The organism is Streptomyces sp. NPDC107498 (genome assembly GCF_055582805.1).
In genome coordinates, this window is the sequence record NZ_JBVJPE010000011.1 from 177,619 (window position 1) to 196,786 (window position 19,168).

A 19,168-nucleotide genomic window follows, 5' to 3' on the forward strand; every position below is an offset into this window, starting at 1 on the left:
GTGGGGCGCACAGCCGCTCCCGGACCTCCTCGACCGGTCCACTCGTCCGGCCCGTGCGTCCGGCACGCGGCTTCTGTCGCCCCCCTGGTGTTCCCGTTCGCGGCGGTGTCCGGATGCACGGAGCGGGCATGGGGGCACCGTCCTCGTCCGGCACCGGCGATCGCCCCCGTTCACGGCGCGGACCGCCGTCTGTCCTCCGTCTCGGCGGTCCGGGCGATGTTCCTGGCCATGCCGCCGAAGACCACGGCGTGGAACGGGGCCACGCTCCACCAGTACGCCTGTCCCGCGAGGCCCCTGGGGTGGAAGAGCGCCCGCTGCCGGTACGAGGCCCGGCCCCGCTCGTCCCGGTCGACGGCCATCTCCAGCCACGCGAGGCCCGGCAGCCGCATCTCGGCCCGGAGGCGCAGCAGGCGTCCGCGGTCGATCTCCTCGACGCGCCAGAAGTCCAGCGCGTCACCGACCCGCAGGCGCGCCGCGTCCCGACGCCCCCGGCGCAGCCCCACTCCCCCGACGAGCCGGTCCGCCCACCCCCGGACGGCCCAGGCGAGGGGAAAGGAGTACCAGCCGTTCTCCCCGCCCACCCCCTCGATGACCCGCCACAGCGACTCCGGGCTCGCGTCGACGGTGCGCGACCGTTCGTCGGTGTAGAGGCTGCCGCCCGCCCAGTCCGGGTCGGTCGGCAGCGGGTCGCTGGGCGCCCCGGGCGGCGAGGCGGAGGACCAGCGGGTGGTGACCCGGGCCTCGCGCACCCGGCGGAGGGCCAGCCGGAGGGACTCCTCGAAGGGAAGGGGCGCTCCGGGGCCGTCCGGGACGTACCGCGTGATGTCGCTCTCGGCGCAGACCACCTCGTGCCGGAGCGATTCGGTGAGGGGCCGGGCCAGGGAGGCGGGGACCGGCGTGACGAGACCGATCCAGTGACTGGACAGGCGGGGCGTGAGGACCGGTACGGGGACGATCAGTCGCCTGCGGAGCCCGGCGACCTCCGCGTACCGCTCCATCATCTGCCGGTACGTGAGCACGTCGGGGCCGCCGATGTCGAAGGCCCGGCTGACGTCCGGAGGCATGCCGGCGCTCCCCACCAGGTACCGCAGCACGTCCCGGACCGCGATGGGCTGGACCCGGCTGTCGACCCAGCTCGGCGTGACCATGACCGGCAGCCGTTCGGTCAGGTACCGGAGCATCTCGAAGGAGGCCGATCCGGAGCCGATGACGACGGCGGCCCGCAGGACGGTGGTGGGGACGCCCGAGTCGAGGAGGATGCGGCCCACCTCGGTGCGGGAGCGCAGATGGGGCGAGAGGTGGTCCTCCGGCACTCCGCGCGGCGCCAGGCCGCCCAGGTAGACGATGCGCCGCACCCCGGCGGAGCGGGCCTCGTCGGCGAAGGTGCGGGCGGCGGTCCGGTCGGTGTCCTCGAAGTCCGCCGTCGAGCTCATGGAGTGCACCAGGTAGTAGGCGACGTCGACGTCGGCGAGGGCCTCCCGGAGGCTCGCGGCGTCGGTGACGTCCCCGCGCACGGTCTCCACCCGGTCGACCCAGGGGAAGTCGCGGAGTTTGCCCGGGTGCCGGGCGAGACAGCGCACGCGGTAGCCGCGGTCGAGCAGGTCCGGCACGAGGCGGCCCCCGATGTAGCCGCTCGCGCCGGTGACCAGGCAGCGGGCGCCCTCGGGCGGGGTGGGAGTGTCCATGCGTTGATCCGTTTCACCGATGGCCGTGGCGTACACGCCCTGCCCCGCTTCTTCGTCGTCCTGGGGGCACGCGGATGCGGGCCGCCGGTCGCGCCGCTCCCGCGTCCGGGGGCGTTTCCGCACACCGCGCTCGGACGGTCCTCACCCTCGCATCGTTTCCGCATCGTATGGTGGACGCATGTCCGAGACGGTTCACGGGATCACGACGGGCGCCGTGGCACGGCGCCTGGGCGTCTCCCCCACCACGATTCGCTCCTGGGACCAGAGGTACGGCATCGGCCCCGCCGTGCGCGCGGACGGGCGGCACAGGCGGTGGAGCCCCGCGGACGTCGCGATGCTCGAGGAGATGTGCCGTCTCACGGCCTCGGGCGTCCCGCCCGCCGAGGCGGCCCGGGCGGCACGGGGGGTCCGGACCGCCCCCGAGCCGGTCGTCCCCGACGCGGTCGCCGGCGCCGCTCCGGTCGGCCCCGGGGGCGCGGAGGGCACGGTCGCGCCCCCGGAGGACCCGCCTCCGGCAGGAAGGGCCGGCCGCGCCGGACCCGGCGGCGGCCTGCCGCTGGGCGACGTGCGGCAGGAGTGCCGCGGGCTCGCCCGTGCCGCCGTACGCCTCGACGGTCCGGCCGTGGAACGGCTGCTCCAGGAGGTGCTGGCGGAGCACGGGCTGGTCACCGCCTGGGAGGAGGTCATGGCCCCCACGCTGCACGCCGTGGGCCGGAAGTGGGAGTCGTCCGGCGACCGCTACGTCGAGGTGGAGCACCTGCTCTCCTGGCACATCTCCACGGCGCTGCGGCTGGCCACCGTCACCGGTCCGGTGACGGTCGCTCCTCCGGCCGCTCCGGTCGTGCTGGCCTGCGTCCCCGCGGAGCAGCACACACTGCCCCTGGAGGCGCTCGCCGCGGGGCTCGCCGAAAGGGGGCTGCCGACGAGGATGTTCGGCGCGGCCGTGCCCGCGGAGGCCCTCGACGCGGCGGTGCGGCGGTCCGGGCCGGCCGCCGTCGCCCTCTGGTCCCAGGCGAGATCCACCGCGAACCACTCCCTGGCCCGGCACGTCGCGGCCACGGCCTTCGGGGTGCGGGGGGCGCGCACCGCGCCCCTCGTCCTCCTCGCGGGCCCCGGCTGGCTCGGCCGGACGCCCGCTCCCGGGACGGTGCGTCCCGCCGGACTGCGCGAGGCGATCGGCGTGGTCTCACGGCTGTACGGGGAGCAGGCCGGGAGCACCGAAGGCTGACACGGCGGCCTGTGCTCTGCTGCCGGTCACCGGGGCCCCCGGGGGGGCCTGGTCGGGACGGGCCGGGCGGGTCGGCCGGGCCGGGCGGGTCGGGCGGGCCGGGCGGGTCGGGCGGGCCGGGCGGGCGGGTCGGACCGGGCGTGCCGGTCGGCCCGGTCAGGCTCCGGTCGCGGCGAGCGCGAGGCTGTTGCGCATGCGCTGGAGGCCACGCCGCGCGTGGCTCTTGACCGTGCCCAGGGGCATGCCGGTGCGGTCGGCGATCTGCGTTTGGGTCAGGTCGGCGAAGTAGGCGAGTTCCAGGACGTCGCGCTGGACGCGGGGCAGCCTGGCCAGTTCTTCGGTGACCACCATCCGGTCGAGGACCCGCTCGGGCTGCCCGTCCGTCCGCGCCTCGTGCTCCAGGGCGGCGCCGAGGTTCGCCGCGAGCTCGGTGCGGCGGGTACGGGCGGTCAGCGCGTCGGCGATCTTCCGGCGGGTGATGCCGGTGAGCCACGCCGGCAGGGTGCCGCGCTCGGGACGGAAGTTGGCCCGGCCGCGCCACGCGGCGACGAACACCTGCTGCGTGACGTCCTCCGCCTCGCGGGGATCGCCCAGCGCCCGTGCCGCCAGGGTGTGGACCAGGCGGCCCCAGCGGTGGTACGCCGCGGCCAGGCAGTGCTCGTCGCCGTGGACCAGGCCGCGGGCGATCCAGCCGTCGCCGTCCTCGAGCGGCGTGTGACCGGGGTACGGCTCCGGCGGGTCGACGAGGTAGCCGGTGCTCCGGTGTGCGGTCATGACGCTTCCTCCTGCGTGCGGTGGCGCGGGCGTCCACCGGGGCGTGCCCCGGCGGGAGCGGCGGCGTCGGGACCCCGTCGGCCCCGCACCCCCCACGTTCCGGCCGACACGCCTCCTCGCACAACTCGCATCGTTTGCGCGTCGAAATCGATGCCGCGCATACGGGAGCGGGCGGAGGAGCCGGGTCAGGCCGCGCCCCGGGCCTGCTGGAAGCGCGCCAGGGCCTCGGAGAGGTCGACCACCGGTTCCGGGTAGTCGAGGGACGCCCGGTCGCTTCCGCTGAGCCGCCAGGGTTCGTGGACGGCCGGTCCGTCGAGGGCGGCGAGCTCCGGGACCCAGCGGCGGACGTAGCTGCCGTCGGGGTCGTACTGTCTGGCCTGCCGCACCGGGTTGAGGACGCGCTGCGGCCTGGTGGCCGTGCCCGTGCCCGCCACCCACTGCCAGTTGAGCTGGTTGTTCGCGATGTCGCCGTCCACCAGCAGGGAGAGGAAGTGACGCGCCCCCTCCCTCCAGTCGACGTAGAGCGTCTTCGCCAGGAAGGAAGCGGTGATCAGCCGGCCGCGGTTGTGCATCCATCCCTCGTGGGCGAGTTGCCGCATGGCGGCGTCGACGACGGGGTAGCCGGTTCGTCCCTCCCGCCAGGCGGCGAGGTCCTCCTCGGCGTCGGCCCCCCGCCTCCAGCGGTCCTGGCGCGGGCGGTAGTCCGCGTCTGCGATCTCCGGCCGCGCGGCCAGGACCTGATGGTGGAAGTCGCGCCAGCACACCTGCCGTACGAAGGCGTCGGCCCCGGCGCCGCCCCGTCCGCGCGCCCTGTGCACCGCCTCGGTCGCGGAGACGGCACCGAAGTGGAGAAAGGGCGAGAGGCGGGACGTGACGTCGCCCGCCAGGTCGTCGTGGCCCTTCTCGTACGTGTCGACGTGGGCCGCCAGCCACGAACCGAGCAGCTTGCGCCCCTCGCCCTCCCCTCCCGCGGCGAGGGCCGGGGACACACCGGTGACCGCGGACCGCCGCGGGATGCGCTCGGACCGCACCCCCGGGGGGACGCGCAGCGTCCTGGGGGCGGACAGCGGCACCCGGAGCGGCTCGGCGGCCCAGCGCCTGTGGTAGGGCGTGAACACGGCGAAGTGGTCCGATCCGTGCGGAAGGAGGTCGCCGGGCGGCACGACGGTGACGACGCCGTCGTGCACGTACAGCCGGCAGCCGTCGTCCTCCAGCGCCTTGCGCAGTCGGGCCTCCCGCGCCCTGGCGAACGCCGTCACGCCGGCGGCCATGTGCACCTCGTCGGCGTCCGTCTGCCGCACCAGGGCCCGCACCTCGGCCACCGCGTCCCCGTTCCGCACCACGAGGCGGCCGCCGCGGTCCCGCAGTCCCCGGTCCAGGTCCGCGAGGCAGTCGGCGAGGAAGGCCAGCCGGTTGGGGGCCGCGAAGCCCGCGCGGTCCACGGCGGGGTCACGGACGAACAGCGGAACCACTTCCTGGGCCCCCTCGGCCGCGGCCCTGAGGGGCGGATGGTCGTGAACCCTGAGGTCAGAGGTGTACAGAACGACGGAGACGGTCATCGGGTCCTCCTGCTCGGCGGCCGGTCGCGGGCGCGCCGCGCCGGCCCACTGGTTTCGCGCGCCTGCGTCCGCGGTTCCCCCGGGCCTCGCGCGGCGGATGCACGCGGAGCGGCCCCTCGCCGGGCCGGGGGACGCCGTCGGCCCCGCTCCCTCCGGGCGAAGGACGCGGGGCCGTCGGGATCTGCGGGCCCCGGGATCCGCGGGCCGTCGGGATCCGCGGGCCGTCGGGCGGCGCCGCTCCGGCATGCCGCAGGAGGGGCCGCGGCGGGCTCCGTACGGAACGGACGGGCCCGCCCCCGTGCACGGGGGCGGGCCCGTCACCGCGTCCCGTGCACGAGCACGGGACGCGGGGGTCCTGCTTCAGCGGCAGCCGCTGCCGGGTGTGGCCGCGGGTCAGTGGGCGCCGAGGAACTCGTACTCCGCGCCCTCTTCCCAGCCCTTCTCCGAGCAGGAAGCGGTGAAGATCGTTCCGTACACGGACGGAACGCCGGCCAGCGCGCAGTGGGAGGTGAAGCCGGCGCCGCCCTCGGCGAACCTCCCCATTCCGACGCCGTCGTGGGCGAGCGCGGCACCGGCGCCGCCGAACAGGATTCCCACGGCCAGGACAGACGCGGCCAGAGAACGCATAGCTACTCCTCAAGGTGTCCGAATGACGTGACGGGAAGTGCCCGTCGGGCGGTCAAACGCCTCGGGGAGCGCCGGGAAACGGCATCTCACTCCGATGCCGGACAACGGATCGCGGGGTCGCGGAGGTGCAGAAACGATGCTTTCCAGTGGCCCGTTGAGAACTGGCCTCAGCTCCGTGGGCGGGCGGCCGTCACCCGTGTGCCATCGCGCCGCCCCTGCCGTCCCCCGACGGGCCGGGCCGGCCCCCCGCGACGCGAGGGGCCGGGCCGACAGGGGGTGATCAGTTCGCGTTCACGAGGTCGTGCGCGGGGACGGTCACGGTCCGCCGGCCGGGCGTGCCGCCGAGGACGACCTTCCGCAGGGCGCTGTTGTTGTCGAGGCGGGTCTCCTTCAGCCGCTTGGCCGGATTGGCCAGGACCTGGATGTAGTAGGTGCCGTTGGGCACGTCCGTGATGTCGAACGACTGTCCCGGCAGGTCCTGGGTGTAGGTGTCGCCGGAGCCGACGTCCAGCACCTCGCGGACGGAGATCGAGTTCTCCTGGCCGCAGGCCGTGGCCAGGTCGGTGTTGAACGGGTGCCAGTTGGCGTTCTTCACCGTGTAGTCGACGGCGTCGGTGTTGGCGAGGCAGAAGGCCTCCTTGCCGCTGCGCACCGCCTCCTTCTTGTCGGCCTTCAGCAGCCGGTAGCTGGCGAAGTCCGTGAAGTGCCAGTGCACGTGGCCGGGGCGCGGGTCCCACTCCATGGTGCCGGTCGGGGTGTAGCCGACCTGCTTGCCCTTGGCGTCGTAGAAGTACTGGTAGGCGTCCATCCTGGCCTTGCCGGGCGAGCGGAAGCCGTCCACCACGAGCTGGGCCGGACCGGCGTTCCACACGTTGGCGCTGAAGGCCAGGTAGTCCTTGCCGGGGATGTCCCGGTCGCCGTCGCTGACGGTGATGCCGTACGCCGGCAGCGACCGCAGGTCGGGCTTGGGGACGTCGGGGACGGAGGGGTTGCCGGTGGGCCGCACGGACCGCGGCGCGAGGGCGGGGGCCTGTCGCGAGCCGTCGGTCCGGCCCGCCGTGTCACCGGCCCGCATGTCGGCGCGCATCGCCTGCTGCTTCTTGAGCGCCCACGGCAGGGCCGGCGGCGCGGCCTTCAGCGGCCCGTGGCCCACGTTGTACGAGGGGCCCGCGCTGCTGGTCTCCGGTGCCCCGGCCTGGGCGGGGGTCGGAGCGTGCCCGGGTCCGCGTCCGGCGTGACCGGCCGGGGCGTGGTGGGCGGCGCCGTGTCCGGCGTGCTCTCCCGCGGTGGCCGCCCGGGCGGCGCCGCGGCCCTCCTCCCAGCTGCGCTCCTCGACGGTGACCTTCACCGTCGCGGGCCTGTCGGCGATCTTGAAGAGGTCCCGGTACTTCTTGGCGACCCGGACCCGGGCCGTGTACGTGCCGGCGGCGAGCTTCACCGGCTGGCTGTAGGAACCGCCGTAGGTGTTGGCGGCCCACCCCTTCTCGACGCCCCACACGGAACCCAGGGTGAAGGGGTTGGTGGGACAGCTCTCCGGATACTTCGAGGTGGAGGGCGCGTCGGGGCGTACCCGTCCGCTGGCGTTGTTCGGGCAGAAGCTCTCCGTCCGGCTGACGACCTTCCTGCCGTTCCCGTCGGTGACGGTGATCTCCACGAAGCCGGGCAGCCCGGAGAAGTCCTTCACGGTGCCCCGGGGCAGCGTCTTCGCCCTGGCCTTGCCGCCCTCGTACACGGTCTGGGTGAGGGTCACCGGTTCCTTGTAGGACTTCCGGGTCGCCTTGAGCTCGAACGGGGTTCCCTCCGCCGTCAGGTACGTGCCCAGGTCCAGGTAGACGCCCGGCTCCTCCTTCCAGGAGGTGAGCGTGATCGAGCCGGTCGCCGCGACGAGACCCAGCTTGGGTCCCGTCACGGCGTTCGCCTGCTCCGGCGCGGCGGCCATGAAGCCGGCCGTCACGGCCATGGCGGCGACAACCGTGGTGCCGGCCAGCAGCGGACGCCGCAGTCGGGTGGTGCGCGTGGTGGTCATCGTTCCCTCGTCCTCCGGGTGCTGTGGGAAGGAGGCGGAGAGCGGCCCGCCCGACGGGACGGGACGGACGCCCGACCGGTGCGGCGGGAGGCACTCGCCGCGCCCGTGCGGTGAGAGGGAGGGAGGTGTCGCCCGGTTGTCCGGAGAGCCGAGAACATCCGGATGTTGGCCGAATGAAGCTGTCGGGGTGGAAAAACAGATCGCTTCTGTTCACGAGCACCGGTGGCGGGGCGGCTTCCGCGGGTCGGCTTCCCCAGGGCGGCTTCCGCGGGTCGACTTCCGCGACGCGGCCGCGGCGGCCGGATCGCCTGTCTGTCGCCAGGCCGTCCCCACCAGACGTACCGGACTTCTCCCCCAGGGAAGATCACGAACAGGAGGCGACGCCGGGCTCAATCGCCCGATCGACCGCCGAGATCCGCGGACAGCGCCGCGTAGATGTACTCGCTGCCCCAGCGGTCCCCGTCGAGGTCGTTCTCGACCAGGTGCGCCTCCCGGCGCATCCCGAGGCGTTCACAGACCCGCACGGACCCGGTGTTCTCCACATCCAGCCGTGCGTAGAGCCGGTGCACGCCCAGCGTGTCGAAGGCGAACCCGGCCAGCGCCGCGGCCGCCTCGGTCGCGTAGCCGTGCCCCTGGTGGCCCGGGGCGAGGGTCCAGCCGATCTCGGCCTGGGCGGCGCGGGCATCGGCCAGGGCGAGGCTCACCTCGCCGAGGACGCCGGGCTCATCGCGTCGGCAGACGGCGAGCGCCAGCTTGTCCCCGTCGGCGCGCCAGGCCGTCTGCGCCGCGCGCTCGGCGGCAACCTGCTCGCTGCGCTCACGCGTGTGCGCCGGCCGGTACAGGTAGCGCGCCACGCTCGGCAGGCTCTGGTAGGCGTACAGGTCGTCGGCGTCGCCGGGAGTGAACAGACGCAGCGTCAACCGGGCCGTGGTCAACGGCAGCAGCGAGGCGACGTGCATGCGGACCTCCGGGACGCGGATGCGGATGCGGACGCGGATGCGGATCGAGTTGCGGACTGATCTTCGCATCACGACCGCCCGGCAGCCACGCCTTTTCAAGAGCGGCGCGCGGCAGCCGCACGTCACCACGAGGCGCGGCATTCCAGGAGTTGTTCGCCGACCCCTGCTCCTGGCGGAAGGACTTGATCCTGCCGGCCTGCCGACCTGCCGGGTCAGGAGCCTGCCGTCGGACTCGCGGGAGGCGTACGGGCGACCGCGCACACGCGTCCTACCCCGGTTGCCGACGTCCCCGGTGCTCCCGGAGCAGGCGCCGTTGTCTCCACAGGGCGGTCGCGGCGAGCGTGGTCGTGGCCACGAGCAGGGTGCCCATGGCCCGTGTGGTGCGGCGGGCGCGGAGGGTGCGGCGGTGGGTGGCCAGTCCGGCGGCGAGGAACTCCGCTTCGAGGGCGGTGAGTCCGCTCCGGGCGCCTCGTGGGGCGTGCGCGTCGAGCTGGGCGAGGCGGACCGGCGAGATCCGTACACCGGGTTCCCGCCCGACCGCGTCCCAGGCGTCGGCGGCTTCGGTCAGCCACCGCTGGAAGCGCAGCTTCTCGCGGTCCCGCTCGATCCAGCCGCCCAGCCGGGGCCAGGCGCTGATCAGGGCTTCGTGGGCCAGTCCGACGGAGGCTCCGTCGGAGGTGATCAGCCGGGCCCGGGTCAGTGATTCCAGGACCTCGTGCGTCTCCCGGCCCTCGCCGAGGGATTCGAGTTCGGCCCGGGTGACGGAGCGCCGGGTGTCGGGGGCCCCGCCGGCCCCCGGGGTGATCATCCGCAGCAGGATCTGCCGCATGACGTCCGCCCGCGCGCTGTCGAACCGGGCGTAGACGCCCTCGGCGCTCTGGGCGATCGCCCCTTGCAGGCCGCCAGCCTGCTCGTAGGAGGCCAGGGTGAGCGTGCGGCCCTGCCGACGCCTCCAGGTCTCCAGGAGGGCGTGGGAGAGGAGGGGCAGGGCGAAGCCGTTGTCGGCGACGTCGGCGGTGAGCCGGGCCGTCAACGCGCGTTCGACGACCAGTCCGTGCGCCCGCGCCGGTCCGACGACGGCCTCGCGCAGTTCGGCGGAGCTCATGCGGGTCACGGTCAGGCCCGCGTCGCGGACGACCGAGGCGAGTTCGGGGTGGTCCAGGCAGCGCGTGACGAAGTCCGCGCGGATTCCGAGGACGACGCGGAGCCCGCCGGACGGTCCCCGGTCCGAGAGCAGGGCCTCGACGAACTCCTCCCGCTCGACCGGGTCGTGACACAGCGTGAAGAGCTCTTCGAACTGGTCCACGATGAGGAGGACGTCGGACGACCGGGCGCCCGTGGACGACAGAAGCGGGCCGTGGGTGGAGAGCGGGCGCTCGCCGGGGGTGACGATGCGGATCGCGGCGGGGCGCAGCGGACCCTCCTGCGCGCGCAGCCGGGGCACGAGCCCGGCGCGGAGGAGGGAGGACTTCCCGCTTCCCGACGGGCCGATCAGCGCGGACACCCGCTGCGCGCAGGTCAGCGTCCAGAGGTCGTCGACGAGGCGGTCCCGGCCGAAGTAGAGGGCCTGGTCGGTGTGGTCGAACCGGGCCAGCCCTTTGTACGGAGGGTTCCCGCGGTCGGGGTGCCGTGCCGCGAGGGCCTCCGACGCGTGGCGCAGGCGCGCTTCCCATCCCTCGGTGTCGCCGCCGCACGCCTCGACGTAGGCGAGGAGGACGGCGAGGGTGGGGAGCTGTTTCCCGGCGGCGGCCCGGGAGAGGGTGGCGACCGAGTAGGAACAGTGACGGGCCATCTGGTGGTACGGGGGGCTGCCGGCGGCGCGGCGGAGCCTGCGCAGGGCGTCGGCGAGCTCGGCGACCGGGCTCGCCGAGGCGTCGAGCGGATTCTCGTGTCGGCCCATGGCGCTCCTGCCTTCCCCGTGGCGGCCTTCGAATCAACCGTCCCGGCGTGCCGTCCGCAAGAGGAATTCACGCCGTGGGGACGGCGGGGATTGTTTCACCGCGCGAGAGGACCTGTGCAACAACCGCTCCGATTCGACACTGGGCGCAACGGGGGCCGCAGGGCTTCCTCCCGCCCGGCGTTGTCCGGCGGGGGGGGGGAAGCAGGGGTCCGAACGGGTCCGGTGGACCCGGACGCGACCCGGCGGGGTCGAGCGGATCCGAGCGGATCCGGGCGGACCCGGGCGAGTTCTGCGGTCCGGGAGCCGGTGGACCCGGGGGAATGGAGGAGACGGTTGAACGGGGTGGATCTGGCGACGGCGGCGGTGGAGGCGGTGGCACGTGCCGCGGTCGCCGCCGCGGGCGGAGCGGCCGGCGACATGGTCGTCGGCCTGGTGCGCGGCCGGCTGCGGGACGTGGACCAGGGAGAGGAGGCCGTGTCGGAGGTCGAGCGGACACCGGACGACTTCGACGCGCGGTCCCGGCTGCGGGAGAAGCTGGCGGCCGTGCTGGCCGAGGACCCGGCTTTCGCCGCGTACCTGGCGAGCGTCCTGGCGCCGCCCGCACCGACCGAGCGGCCCGTCACCACGGGCAGCGTCGTCGTCGACCGGGGCGGCCGGGCCCGGGGCACCTTCGTGCTCGGCGACCAGGCCGTCACCAGGATCCGGAAGGGCGATCCGGTCGCGCTCACGGCCGTCGTCGCGGTGGTCGTCGTGCTGGTGCTGGCCGTGTACGGGTTGGCCCGGCTCACGACGGACGGCGGCGGCTCCGTGCCGCTCGGACCCGACGGACGCCGGGTCACCGTGCTCGAGGACCCCGAGGCGGTGAAGGCCATCGCCCCCGACCTGCACAGCATGCCGACCGGCTGGACCGTCAGGACCTCGCCGCGCGTCGAATCGGGTGGCGACGCCTGCTCCGCGTCGTTGGAGCGGCGGTGCGAGGGGGTCCTTTCGGTGGCCCGGTCGTCCTTCCACAACCCCTTCGACCAGTCCGCCTCCTTCCTGGTGGTCGCCTGCGCCTCGGCCGACGCCGCCCAGCGCTTCTACGAGGACGTCGCGCGGCAGTCGTCGGACGGGAACGACGAAGTCAAGCCGCTGTCCGTACCGGCCCTCGGCGACCGGGCGTCCGCCTTCGAACTCTCGAAGGGGGAGGGGGAGGCGTACATCCAGGTGGGCACGGTGGTCGTCGCCGTGCAGGAGGAGGGCTCCAACGCCGACTACGAGGTCGCCACCTTGGAGGCGCTGGCGACGATGGTGGCGGAACGCGCCCAGGAGGCCCAGGATGGCCGGGCCCCCGCCGCGCGGGCCCGGACGACCTGACGGAAGCCGCCGGGTCCGCAGCGGGCCCCGGCGCGCCCGGGAGGGGTGTCCGGGGCGGGAGGCCCGCGACCGCGAGGACGGCCGGGGGCGGGCGCCCCCCGGCGTCTCTGGTGGTGGACAGCGGCACGGCCATCCACCGCCCGGGGTCTACGGTGGCCCTCCTGCCGGTCGCCGGGTCCGGCCGTCTCGCGCGATGAAGCGACGAAAGGTGTGACAGGGCAATGATCGCCGCATATCAGGGTGAGCCGGGTTCCAACTCGGCGGCAGCCACGCAACACCTGTTCCCCGGCATCACGGAGCTGCCCTGCACCGGCTTCGAGCAGGCCCTGGACGCCGTGACGCTCGGCACCGCGGACCTGGCGGTGATCCCGGTGGACAACTCCGCCGCCGGCCGGGTCGCGGACGTGCACCACCTGCTGCCGGAGTCGGGGCTCTTCGTCACCGGCGAGCACTTCCTCGCCATCCGCTTCGACCTGATGGCCGTGCCCGGAGCGACGCTGGACGACATCGCATGGGTCCGCAGCCACGTGCACGCGCTGGGGCAGTGCCGGAAGGTGCTGCGGGAGGGCGGCTGGCGCACGCTCGTCAGCGACGACACGGCGGGGGCCGCCCGCGAGGTGGCGGAGCTCGGCGACGTGCGGCACGCGGCGCTGGCCCCGCCCGCCGCGGCCCGGCACTACGGCCTGGAGGTCCTTCGTCCGGAGGTCGAGGACGATCCGGACAACACGACCCGGTTCGTCGTGCTCTCCCGCGAGCCCGCGTTCGCGCCCGTCGGCGAGGGGCCGACGATGACGAGCCTGTTCTTCGCCGTACGGAACATCCCGAGCGCCCTCTACAAGGCTCTGGGCGGCTTCGCCAGCAGCGCGGTCAACCTCACGAAGATCGAGAGCTACCAGAGGGGCGCCGGCCTCAGCCCGAGCCGGTTCTACGTCGAGATCGAGGGGCATCCGGACGAGCCGCGGGTGGCTCTGGCCCTGCACGAGCTGCGTTTCTTCTCCACCGAGGTGCGCGTCCTCGGCGTGTACCCGGCGCATCCGCACCGCCGCGACGGTGTGACGATCGCCTGATCGTCACGGTCCGCCCCGGGGCAGGCCCCCGGGCGACCGGCAGGTCGTGCGGCCCTCCCCGGGCCGCGGTCGGGGCAGCCGGTCGGTGGGACGGGAGGCGGCGCCTCCCGTCCCACCGACCGGGTCAGGACTCTCCTCGTCGGGGCAGCCGCCAGCCGGGACGCGGGAAGTGGCAGGTGTACCCGTCCGGGTAGCGCTGCAGGTAGTCCTGGTGCTCGGGCTCGGCCTCCCAGAAGGGGCCCGCCGGGGTGACCTCGGTGACCACGGGTCCCGGCCACAGGCCCGAGGCGTCGACGTCGGCGATGGTGTCCTCGGCCACGCGCCGCTGCTCGTCGTCCAGGTAGAACACGGCGGAGCGGTAGCTGTCCCCGATGTCGTTGCCCTGGCGGTCCTTCGTGCTCGGGTCGTGGATCTGGAAGAAGAACTCCAGCAGGGTCCGGTAGTCGGTCACCGTCCGGTCGAAGACGATCTCGACGGCCTCCGCGTGCCCCTCGTGGCGACGGTACGTCGGGTGGGCCAGGTCGCCGCCGCTGTACCCCACCCGCGTGGTCAGCACGCCCGGCTGCGCGCGGATGAGTTCCTGCACGCCCCAGAAGCAGCCGCCCGCCAGTACGGCCCTTTCCTCGCTGCCGGCCATCGTCCGTCACCGTCCTCTTCGCGCGTCGCGTCGCCTCCGGACGGCCTCACGGGGCCGCCCGGTCGGCCCGGGGTGCCCATCGCCGAAGGGATGGACACGCCCCAGACTGTCACGAACACACATCACCGGTCAAACAGGTGACGAAGAAAGGGCCGCCACCACGCCCGCACGATGAGGTCCGAACAGGGCTTTCGCGAGGAAATGCATGAGATGCGCCACCGCACTGAACGGTGACGCGGCGCAGGGCGAGCCTTCGCTTCGGCGATCCGTGGCGGACCACGGCGCACCCCGGCCCCTACGAGTTCGACGGGAAGGGCGAATGAATCCGTCGATAACGGTCACTTGTAGGGCTATGAACAGGACCCGCCGCGCGTTTGCGCCAGGAACCGTGGTCGTGATCACCGGCGCGTCGAGCGGGATAGGCCGCGCCGTCGGGCTGGCCTTCGCCCGCCGGGGCGTACGGCTCGTCCTCACCGCCCGCAGCACGGACGCTCTGAGCCGTGTCGCCCGGCAGTGCGCGGCCGCGCACCCGCGGGCCGAAGCGGTGGCCGTGCCCGCCGACGTCACCGACGCGGACGCGATGGCGCGGGTGGCGGACACGGCCGTCGACCGGTACGGCCATGTCGACGTGTGGGTGAACGCGGCCGGGGTGGGCGTCCTCGGCCGCCTCGACACGGTGCCCCTGGCCGACGTCCGTCGTTCGTGGGAGGTCAACGTGCTGGGCGTCCTCCAGGGCGCCCGGGCCGCTCTCCCCGTGATGCGACGCCAGGGCCACGGCGTGCTCATCGACCTGGCCTCGATCCTCGGGGGCACCGTCGCGGCGCCCTACATGGGCGCGTACGCCGCCACCAAGGCCGCGCTGGTCGTGCTCGACGAGGCGATGCGCCAGGAGCTGGTGCTCAGCGGTGACCACGGCGTCGCCGTCTGCACCGTGCTGCCCGCCGGGGTCGACACCCCGTTCTTCCAGCACGCGGCCAACCACACGGGCCGCCGCCTGCGGTCCCTCCCCGCCGTCGCGACTCCCGAACGAGTGGCGCGCGCCGTTCTGAACACGGCGGCCCGACCCCGGCGGCGCGTCGTCGTCGGACCGGGCGCACGGCTCCTGCCGCGGGCCCACGCCCTGGCACCGGGCCTGGTCCACCACCTGATCCGCCGCCGTACCGAACACGGCTACCTGGACGCGCCGGGCACCGCGCCGGTCACCACCGCCGCCCTGTACGAACCGTCCGGGGCCACGGCCGCCGTGGCCGGTGGCCGGCACGCACGGGCCCGCACCGCGGCACGCCGGGTGTCGGCCCTGGCCGCCGCCGGGGCCGTGGGCGCAGGCGTCCTCCGCATCCGCTCCCGTTCCCTGTGAGGAGACCCGATCGTGGCCCAGTGGAACCGACTCATCGAAGCCCCTCCCGACGCCGTCTGGGCGGTCCTGAGCGACGGCCGGTCGTACGCGCGGTTCGTGGTGGGCACGCACGACACCTGGGAAGAGGAGGGGCAGTGGCCCCTACCGGGCGCGGAGCTCGGCTACACCCTCAAGCTCGGGCCCTGGCCGTACCGCGGACGGACCGTCTCCCGGATCTGCGAACCGGTCCACCGCCTCGAACTGGAGGCGCAGACCGACCTGGGCAGTGCGCGCATCTCCTTCCGCATGGACCCCTGGGGCGACGACACCCTCGTCGTCGTCGACGAACACCCTCTGAACGGGGCCGCGGCACGCTGGCACAACGCGGGCGTCGACACGCTCTTGCGCTGGCGCCACCGCAAGATGCTCGACCGGCTGGACCGGGTCGTCAAGTCGACGAGGGACCGGTCCCATGGGCATGCCTGACGCGGTGGTCATCGGCGCCGGCCCCAACGGCCTGGTGGCCGCCAACGTCCTCGCGGACGCCGGATGGCGGGTCGTCGTGGTGGAGGCCCGCGAGGAGCCGGGGGGCGCGGTGCGCAGCGACCGGGGCGTCCACCCCGACTACGTGCACGACGTGTTCAGCGCCTTCTATCCGCTGGCCGCCGCCTCGCCCGTGATCCGCGACCTCGCGCTCGACCGGTACGGTCTGCGCTGGAGCCACGCCCCCGCGGTCGTGGCCCACCCCCTCGCCGACGGCCGCTGCGCGGTGCTCAGCCGCGATCTGGAGCGGACCGCCGGCTCGCTGGCCGGCTTCGCGGCCGCCGACGGTGCCGCCTGGCGACGCCTGCACCGTCTGTGGCGGCGCGTCAGCGACGACCTCGTCTCCTGTCTGTTCACGCCGTTCCCGCCCGTCCGCGCGGGCCTTCGGCTCGTCGCCCGCACCGGCCCCGAGGAAGGTCTGCGGCTGTTGCGCACCATGCTGCTGCCCGCCCGGCGGTTCGGCGAGGAGCACTTCGCGGGCGCCGGAGGCAGACTGCTGATCGCCGGCAACGCGCTCCACGCCGATCTGGCTCCCGAGTCCGCCCTCGGCGGAGGCATGGGCTGGCTGATGTGCATGCTCGGCCAGGAGCACGGCTTCCCCGTCCCCGCCGGCGGCGCCGGCCGGCTCACCGACGCCCTCGTCGCACGGCTGCGTGACCGTGGTGGCGTGCTGCTGTGCGACCGTACGGTGACGCGCGTCGTGATCCGGAACGGCCGGGCCGTCGGCGTCCGCACCGAGGACGGCACCGAGATCCCCGCGCGACGGGCGGTCCTCGCCGACATCCCCGCTCCCCTGCTGTACGGGCGCCTCGTGGACGAGCAGCACCTGCCCGCGCGGCTCCGTGCCGACCTGCGGTGCTTCCAGTGGGACTTCGCCACGGTGAAGGTGGACTGGGCCCTGTCCGGCCCGATCCCCTGGGAGTGCGCGGAGGCCCGGGGCGCGGGAACCGTCCACGTCGCGGAGGGCCTCGACGCGCTCACCCGCTTCGCGGCGCAGCTCGCCATGGAGCGGGTACCGGACGTGCCGTTCACCGTGCTCGGCCAGATGACCACGGCCGATCGCGGCCGATCGCCGGCCGGTACCGAATCGGCCTGGGGCTACACCCACGTCCCTCAGCACATCCGCGGTGACGCGGGGGACCAGGGCATCGCCGGCCGCTGGGACGAGCGGGAGAAGGACGCGATCGCCACCCGGGTCGAAGCGGGGATCGAACGCCTGGCTCCCGGGTTCCGCGCCTCGATACGCGCCCGGCGCGTCCTCGCGCCGACCGACCTGGAGCGGCTCGACCCCGCCCTCGTGGGCGGTGCCGTCAACCAGGGCACCACCAACCTGCACCAGCAGCTCGTCTTCCGCCCCCTTCCCGGCACCGGCCGCCCCCGCACCCCGGTCCGCGGCCTCTACCTCTGCTCCGCCACCACCCACCCGGGCGGCGGCGTCCACGGAGCGCCGGGCGCCAACGCGGCCCGCGCCGTCCTCAGGACGCCGCACGTGCCCCGCCTGCGCCGCTGAGGGGGCCGGGCGCGAGCCGCGCGGAAAGGCCGTCCGCCGGATTCTCCTTCGGACGCGCGTGACATGCGCGACGGTCCGGGTGCGCGCAGCATGGCCGGGAACCTCGAATCCCTCAGAAAGGAAGCGTTCCCGTGCCCAAAGGAAGCAGCCCCAAGCGCGAGCGTCAGTACGAGCACGTCAAGGAGTCCGGCGAGAAGCGCGGCATGTCCGAGGACCGGGCCAAGGAGATGGCCTCGCGCACCGTGAACAAGGAGCGGGCGCGGTCGGGCGAGAGCAAGTCGGCGAGCCGCGGCTCCACCCGGGGGAAGTCCGCCCCGCAGCGCGGCGGCGAGAGGTCCGGAGGCGGCAGGTCGTCCGAGCGCACCAAGGACGAGCTGTACCGGGAGGCGAAGAAGCGCGGCATCGAGGGGCGCTCCACGATGTCGAAGCAGCAGCTCAAGAACGCCCTCGACCATTGAGCACGAGCGGCACGGCGCCTCGGTGACCGGCCGCCGCCGACAAGGGTGGCCGCGGCGCCCCGGCCGGCCGGCGGCGCACGGGCACGTGACCGCTGGGCACGACGGCACGACCGGGCCACGGCCCCGCTCCTCGACGGACGCGGGTCCGCGGCACGGCCGTGCGCCCATGGCGGGGGCTCCCACGGCGGTCCCGCGCCGTGGTGTCCGTCCGTGGCCGCGGGGTACGCGGGTCGCGACCGAGAACGCATCCTGAGGAGCGCACGTGTCACAGGTCCCGGAGTCCTTGTACGCCCGCATCGGACAGGAGGTGGCCGCCCGCGCCGACCGGTTGTGGGAGGTGAGCCTGGCGCTGCACCGCGAACCGGAGACGGCGTACGAGGAGCACCGGGCGGCCGCCCTGCTGGCGGACGAGCTCGAACGGGAGGGCTTCGAGGTGCGGCGCGGGGTGGCCGACCTGCCGACCGCGTTCGTCGCCCGTACGGGATCGGCCGCCGGGGACCGGGGCGGGCCTTCCGTGGCCCTCCTGATGGAGTACGACGCGCTGCCGCTCCTCGGGCACGCCTGCGGGCACAATCTGATCGCGGCGGCGGGCCTCGGTGCCGCGCTCGCCGTGCGCGCCGCGCTCGGCGAGGTCGAGGGGACGCTGCTGGCCGTCGGGACGCCCGCGGAGGAACGCGGCGGCGGCAAGGTCGCCGAGGTGGCGGCGGGGCTGTTCGAAGGGGTGGACGCGGCGCTCATGTTCCATCCGGGCGTCCACGACTGGACGTGGGCCCCGCTGACGGCCAGCGCCCAGGTCCGGGTGGGGTTCCACGGCCGCGCCGCGCACCCCACCGGCAGCCCGACCGAGGGGATCGACGCGCTGGGCGCGCTGATCCAGCTCTTCAACACGCTCGGCGTCCTGGACAGGCGGCTTCCCCAGGGGTCCCACATCCAGGGCATCGTGACGGACGGCGGCCGGGCGACGAACCTCGTCCCCGCGTACGCGGAAGGCCTGTTCGGGCTGCGCGGGGAGACCACGTCGGCCCTGGAGCAGCTGGTGGAGGAGTTGCGCTCGTGCGCGCAGGGCGTGGCTCTGGCCACCCGCACCGAGGTGGAGGTGACCGACGTGGGAGGGCGGTACGAGCACTTCCGTGACAACGAGGTGCTGTCGGGCCTGTTCGCCGGGCACCTCGACCGGGCCGGGATCCGTCTGTCGGAGCCCACGGCGGGCGTGTACCTGGGGTCGTCCGACATCGGGAACGTCAGCACGCGGGTGCCCGGGATCCACCCGTGGATCGCCATCCTGGGCCCGGAGGCCTCCGATCACACGCCCGAGTTCGCGGAGGCGGCGGCGGGGCCGAGGGCCCGGCGCGTGATGAGCGCCGCGGCGGAGGCGCTGGCCTGCACGGCGGCCGACGTCCTGCTGCGCCCGGACGTGCGCGAGCGGGCCTGGGCCCGCCTGCGGGAGAAGGCCGCGGCGGGGCGGTAGGGCAAGGTCCTCGGACCCGGGGCACGTCCTGCCGT

Annotated in this window: 16 protein-coding genes; 8 read left to right on the plus strand and 8 right to left on the minus strand. The window is 74.4% G+C overall.

Features of this window, described 5'->3' with window-relative positions:
* Positions 1 to 170: 170 nt before the first annotated feature.
* Positions 171 to 1,685, minus strand: coding sequence for an SDR family oxidoreductase (locus ACZ66Z_RS20985; RefSeq protein WP_469936020.1), 1,515 nt, complete (start codon positions 1,683 to 1,685; stop codon positions 171 to 173).
* Positions 1,686 to 1,863: 178 nt separating this feature from the next.
* Here ACZ66Z_RS20985 and ACZ66Z_RS20990 point away from each other — a divergent pair, with 178 nt between their 5' ends.
* Entirely contained in the window at positions 1,864 to 2,913 is a 1,050-nt protein-coding gene (locus ACZ66Z_RS20990) for a MerR family transcriptional regulator (protein WP_469936022.1), read from the plus strand.
* Between the two features lie 156 nt (positions 2,914 to 3,069).
* Here the strand turns inward: ACZ66Z_RS20990 and ACZ66Z_RS20995 are convergent, their stop codons facing one another.
* The 6 genes from ACZ66Z_RS20995 to ACZ66Z_RS21020 form a co-directional block, all read right to left on the minus strand.
* Positions 3,070 to 3,687: a sigma-70 family RNA polymerase sigma factor gene (locus ACZ66Z_RS20995; protein WP_469936024.1), complete on the minus strand. Its 618-nt coding sequence runs from the start codon at positions 3,685 to 3,687 to the stop codon at positions 3,070 to 3,072.
* 185 nt (positions 3,688 to 3,872) lie between these two features.
* Positions 3,873 to 5,246 (minus strand): cryptochrome/photolyase family protein, encoded by a 1,374-nt coding sequence (locus tag ACZ66Z_RS21000; protein ID WP_469936026.1) that lies wholly within the window; start codon positions 5,244 to 5,246, stop codon positions 3,873 to 3,875.
* Positions 5,247 to 5,639: 393 nt separating this feature from the next.
* Entirely contained in the window at positions 5,640 to 5,873 is a 234-nt protein-coding gene (locus ACZ66Z_RS21005; RefSeq protein ID WP_469936028.1) for a hypothetical protein, read from the minus strand.
* Between the two features lie 280 nt (positions 5,874 to 6,153).
* The gene (locus ACZ66Z_RS21010) at positions 6,154 to 7,899 is read right to left on the minus strand and encodes a lysyl oxidase family protein (RefSeq protein ID WP_469936030.1); all 1,746 of its coding nucleotides are present in this window, start codon (positions 7,897 to 7,899) and stop codon (positions 6,154 to 6,156) included.
* 389 nt (positions 7,900 to 8,288) lie between these two features.
* Positions 8,289 to 8,858: a GNAT family N-acetyltransferase gene (locus ACZ66Z_RS21015; protein ID WP_469936248.1), complete on the minus strand. Its 570-nt coding sequence runs from the start codon at positions 8,856 to 8,858 to the stop codon at positions 8,289 to 8,291.
* A 268-nt stretch (positions 8,859 to 9,126) separates the two neighbouring features.
* Complete coding sequence (locus ACZ66Z_RS21020) at positions 9,127 to 10,758, minus strand: nSTAND1 domain-containing NTPase (RefSeq protein ID WP_469936032.1); 1,632 nt, start codon at positions 10,756 to 10,758, stop codon at positions 9,127 to 9,129.
* Between the two features lie 342 nt (positions 10,759 to 11,100).
* On the opposite strand from ACZ66Z_RS21020, the gene ACZ66Z_RS21025 reads away from it, so the two are divergent.
* Positions 11,101 to 12,114, plus strand: a complete 1,014-nt coding sequence (locus ACZ66Z_RS21025) for a hypothetical protein (protein ID WP_469936034.1) — start codon at positions 11,101 to 11,103, stop codon at positions 12,112 to 12,114.
* Between the two features lie 221 nt (positions 12,115 to 12,335).
* Positions 12,336 to 13,181 (plus strand): prephenate dehydratase, encoded by an 846-nt coding sequence (locus ACZ66Z_RS21030; protein ID WP_469936036.1) that lies wholly within the window; start codon positions 12,336 to 12,338, stop codon positions 13,179 to 13,181.
* A gap of 124 nt (positions 13,182 to 13,305) precedes the next feature.
* Here ACZ66Z_RS21030 and msrA read toward each other — a convergent pair whose 3' ends face one another.
* The gene (gene msrA, locus ACZ66Z_RS21035) at positions 13,306 to 13,818 is read right to left on the minus strand and encodes a peptide-methionine (S)-S-oxide reductase MsrA (protein WP_469936038.1); all 513 of its coding nucleotides are present in this window, start codon (positions 13,816 to 13,818) and stop codon (positions 13,306 to 13,308) included.
* 388 nt (positions 13,819 to 14,206) lie between these two features.
* On the opposite strand from msrA, the gene ACZ66Z_RS21040 reads away from it, so the two are divergent.
* The 5 genes from ACZ66Z_RS21040 (at position 14,207) to ACZ66Z_RS21060 (ending at position 19,133) form a co-directional block, all read left to right on the plus strand.
* Positions 14,207 to 15,175, plus strand: coding sequence for an SDR family NAD(P)-dependent oxidoreductase (locus ACZ66Z_RS21040; RefSeq protein ID WP_469936040.1), 969 nt, complete (start codon positions 14,207 to 14,209; stop codon positions 15,173 to 15,175).
* Positions 15,176 to 15,187: 12 nt separating this feature from the next.
* The gene (locus tag ACZ66Z_RS21045; protein WP_469936042.1) at positions 15,188 to 15,640 is read left to right on the plus strand and encodes an SRPBCC family protein; all 453 of its coding nucleotides are present in this window, start codon (positions 15,188 to 15,190) and stop codon (positions 15,638 to 15,640) included.
* Positions 15,633 to 17,207, plus strand: a complete 1,575-nt coding sequence (locus ACZ66Z_RS21050; RefSeq protein ID WP_469936249.1) for a phytoene desaturase family protein — start codon at positions 15,633 to 15,635, stop codon at positions 17,205 to 17,207. The genes ACZ66Z_RS21045 and ACZ66Z_RS21050 overlap by 8 nt, the downstream gene beginning before the upstream one ends.
* Before the next feature lie 131 nt (positions 17,208 to 17,338).
* Positions 17,339 to 17,665: a plasmid stabilization protein gene (locus ACZ66Z_RS21055; RefSeq protein WP_469936044.1), complete on the plus strand. Its 327-nt coding sequence runs from the start codon at positions 17,339 to 17,341 to the stop codon at positions 17,663 to 17,665.
* 262 nt (positions 17,666 to 17,927) lie between these two features.
* Entirely contained in the window at positions 17,928 to 19,133 is a 1,206-nt protein-coding gene (locus ACZ66Z_RS21060) for an amidohydrolase (protein ID WP_469936046.1), read from the plus strand.
* The last annotated feature ends 35 nt before the right edge of the window (positions 19,134 to 19,168 follow it).

What these genes read in the sequence shown, in the direction of transcription:
- ACZ66Z_RS20995 (WP_469936024.1), bottom strand. Translation starts at nt 3,687, where the DNA reads ATGACCGCACACCGGAGCACCGGCTACCTCGTCGACCCGCCGGAGCCG.
- ACZ66Z_RS21010 (WP_469936030.1), bottom strand. Translation starts at nt 7,899, where the DNA reads ATGACCACCACGCGCACCACCCGACTGCGGCGTCCGCTGCTGGCCGGC.
- ACZ66Z_RS20990 (WP_469936022.1), top strand. Translation starts at nt 1,864, where the DNA reads ATGTCCGAGACGGTTCACGGGATCACGACGGGCGCCGTGGCACGGCGC.
- ACZ66Z_RS20985 (WP_469936020.1), bottom strand. Translation starts at nt 1,685, where the DNA reads ATGGACACTCCCACCCCGCCCGAGGGCGCCCGCTGCCTGGTCACCGGC.
- ACZ66Z_RS21005 (WP_469936028.1), bottom strand. Translation starts at nt 5,873, where the DNA reads ATGCGTTCTCTGGCCGCGTCTGTCCTGGCCGTGGGAATCCTGTTCGGC.
- msrA (WP_469936038.1), bottom strand. Translation starts at nt 13,818, where the DNA reads ATGGCCGGCAGCGAGGAAAGGGCCGTACTGGCGGGCGGCTGCTTCTGG.
- ACZ66Z_RS21050 (WP_469936249.1), top strand. Translation starts at nt 15,633, where the DNA reads ATGCCTGACGCGGTGGTCATCGGCGCCGGCCCCAACGGCCTGGTGGCC.
- ACZ66Z_RS21020 (WP_469936032.1), bottom strand. Translation starts at nt 10,758, where the DNA reads ATGGGCCGACACGAGAATCCGCTCGACGCCTCGGCGAGCCCGGTCGCC.
- ACZ66Z_RS21030 (WP_469936036.1), top strand. Translation starts at nt 12,336, where the DNA reads ATGATCGCCGCATATCAGGGTGAGCCGGGTTCCAACTCGGCGGCAGCC.
- ACZ66Z_RS21000 (WP_469936026.1), bottom strand. Translation starts at nt 5,246, where the DNA reads ATGACCGTCTCCGTCGTTCTGTACACCTCTGACCTCAGGGTTCACGAC.
- ACZ66Z_RS21015 (WP_469936248.1), bottom strand. Translation starts at nt 8,858, where the DNA reads ATGCACGTCGCCTCGCTGCTGCCGTTGACCACGGCCCGGTTGACGCTG.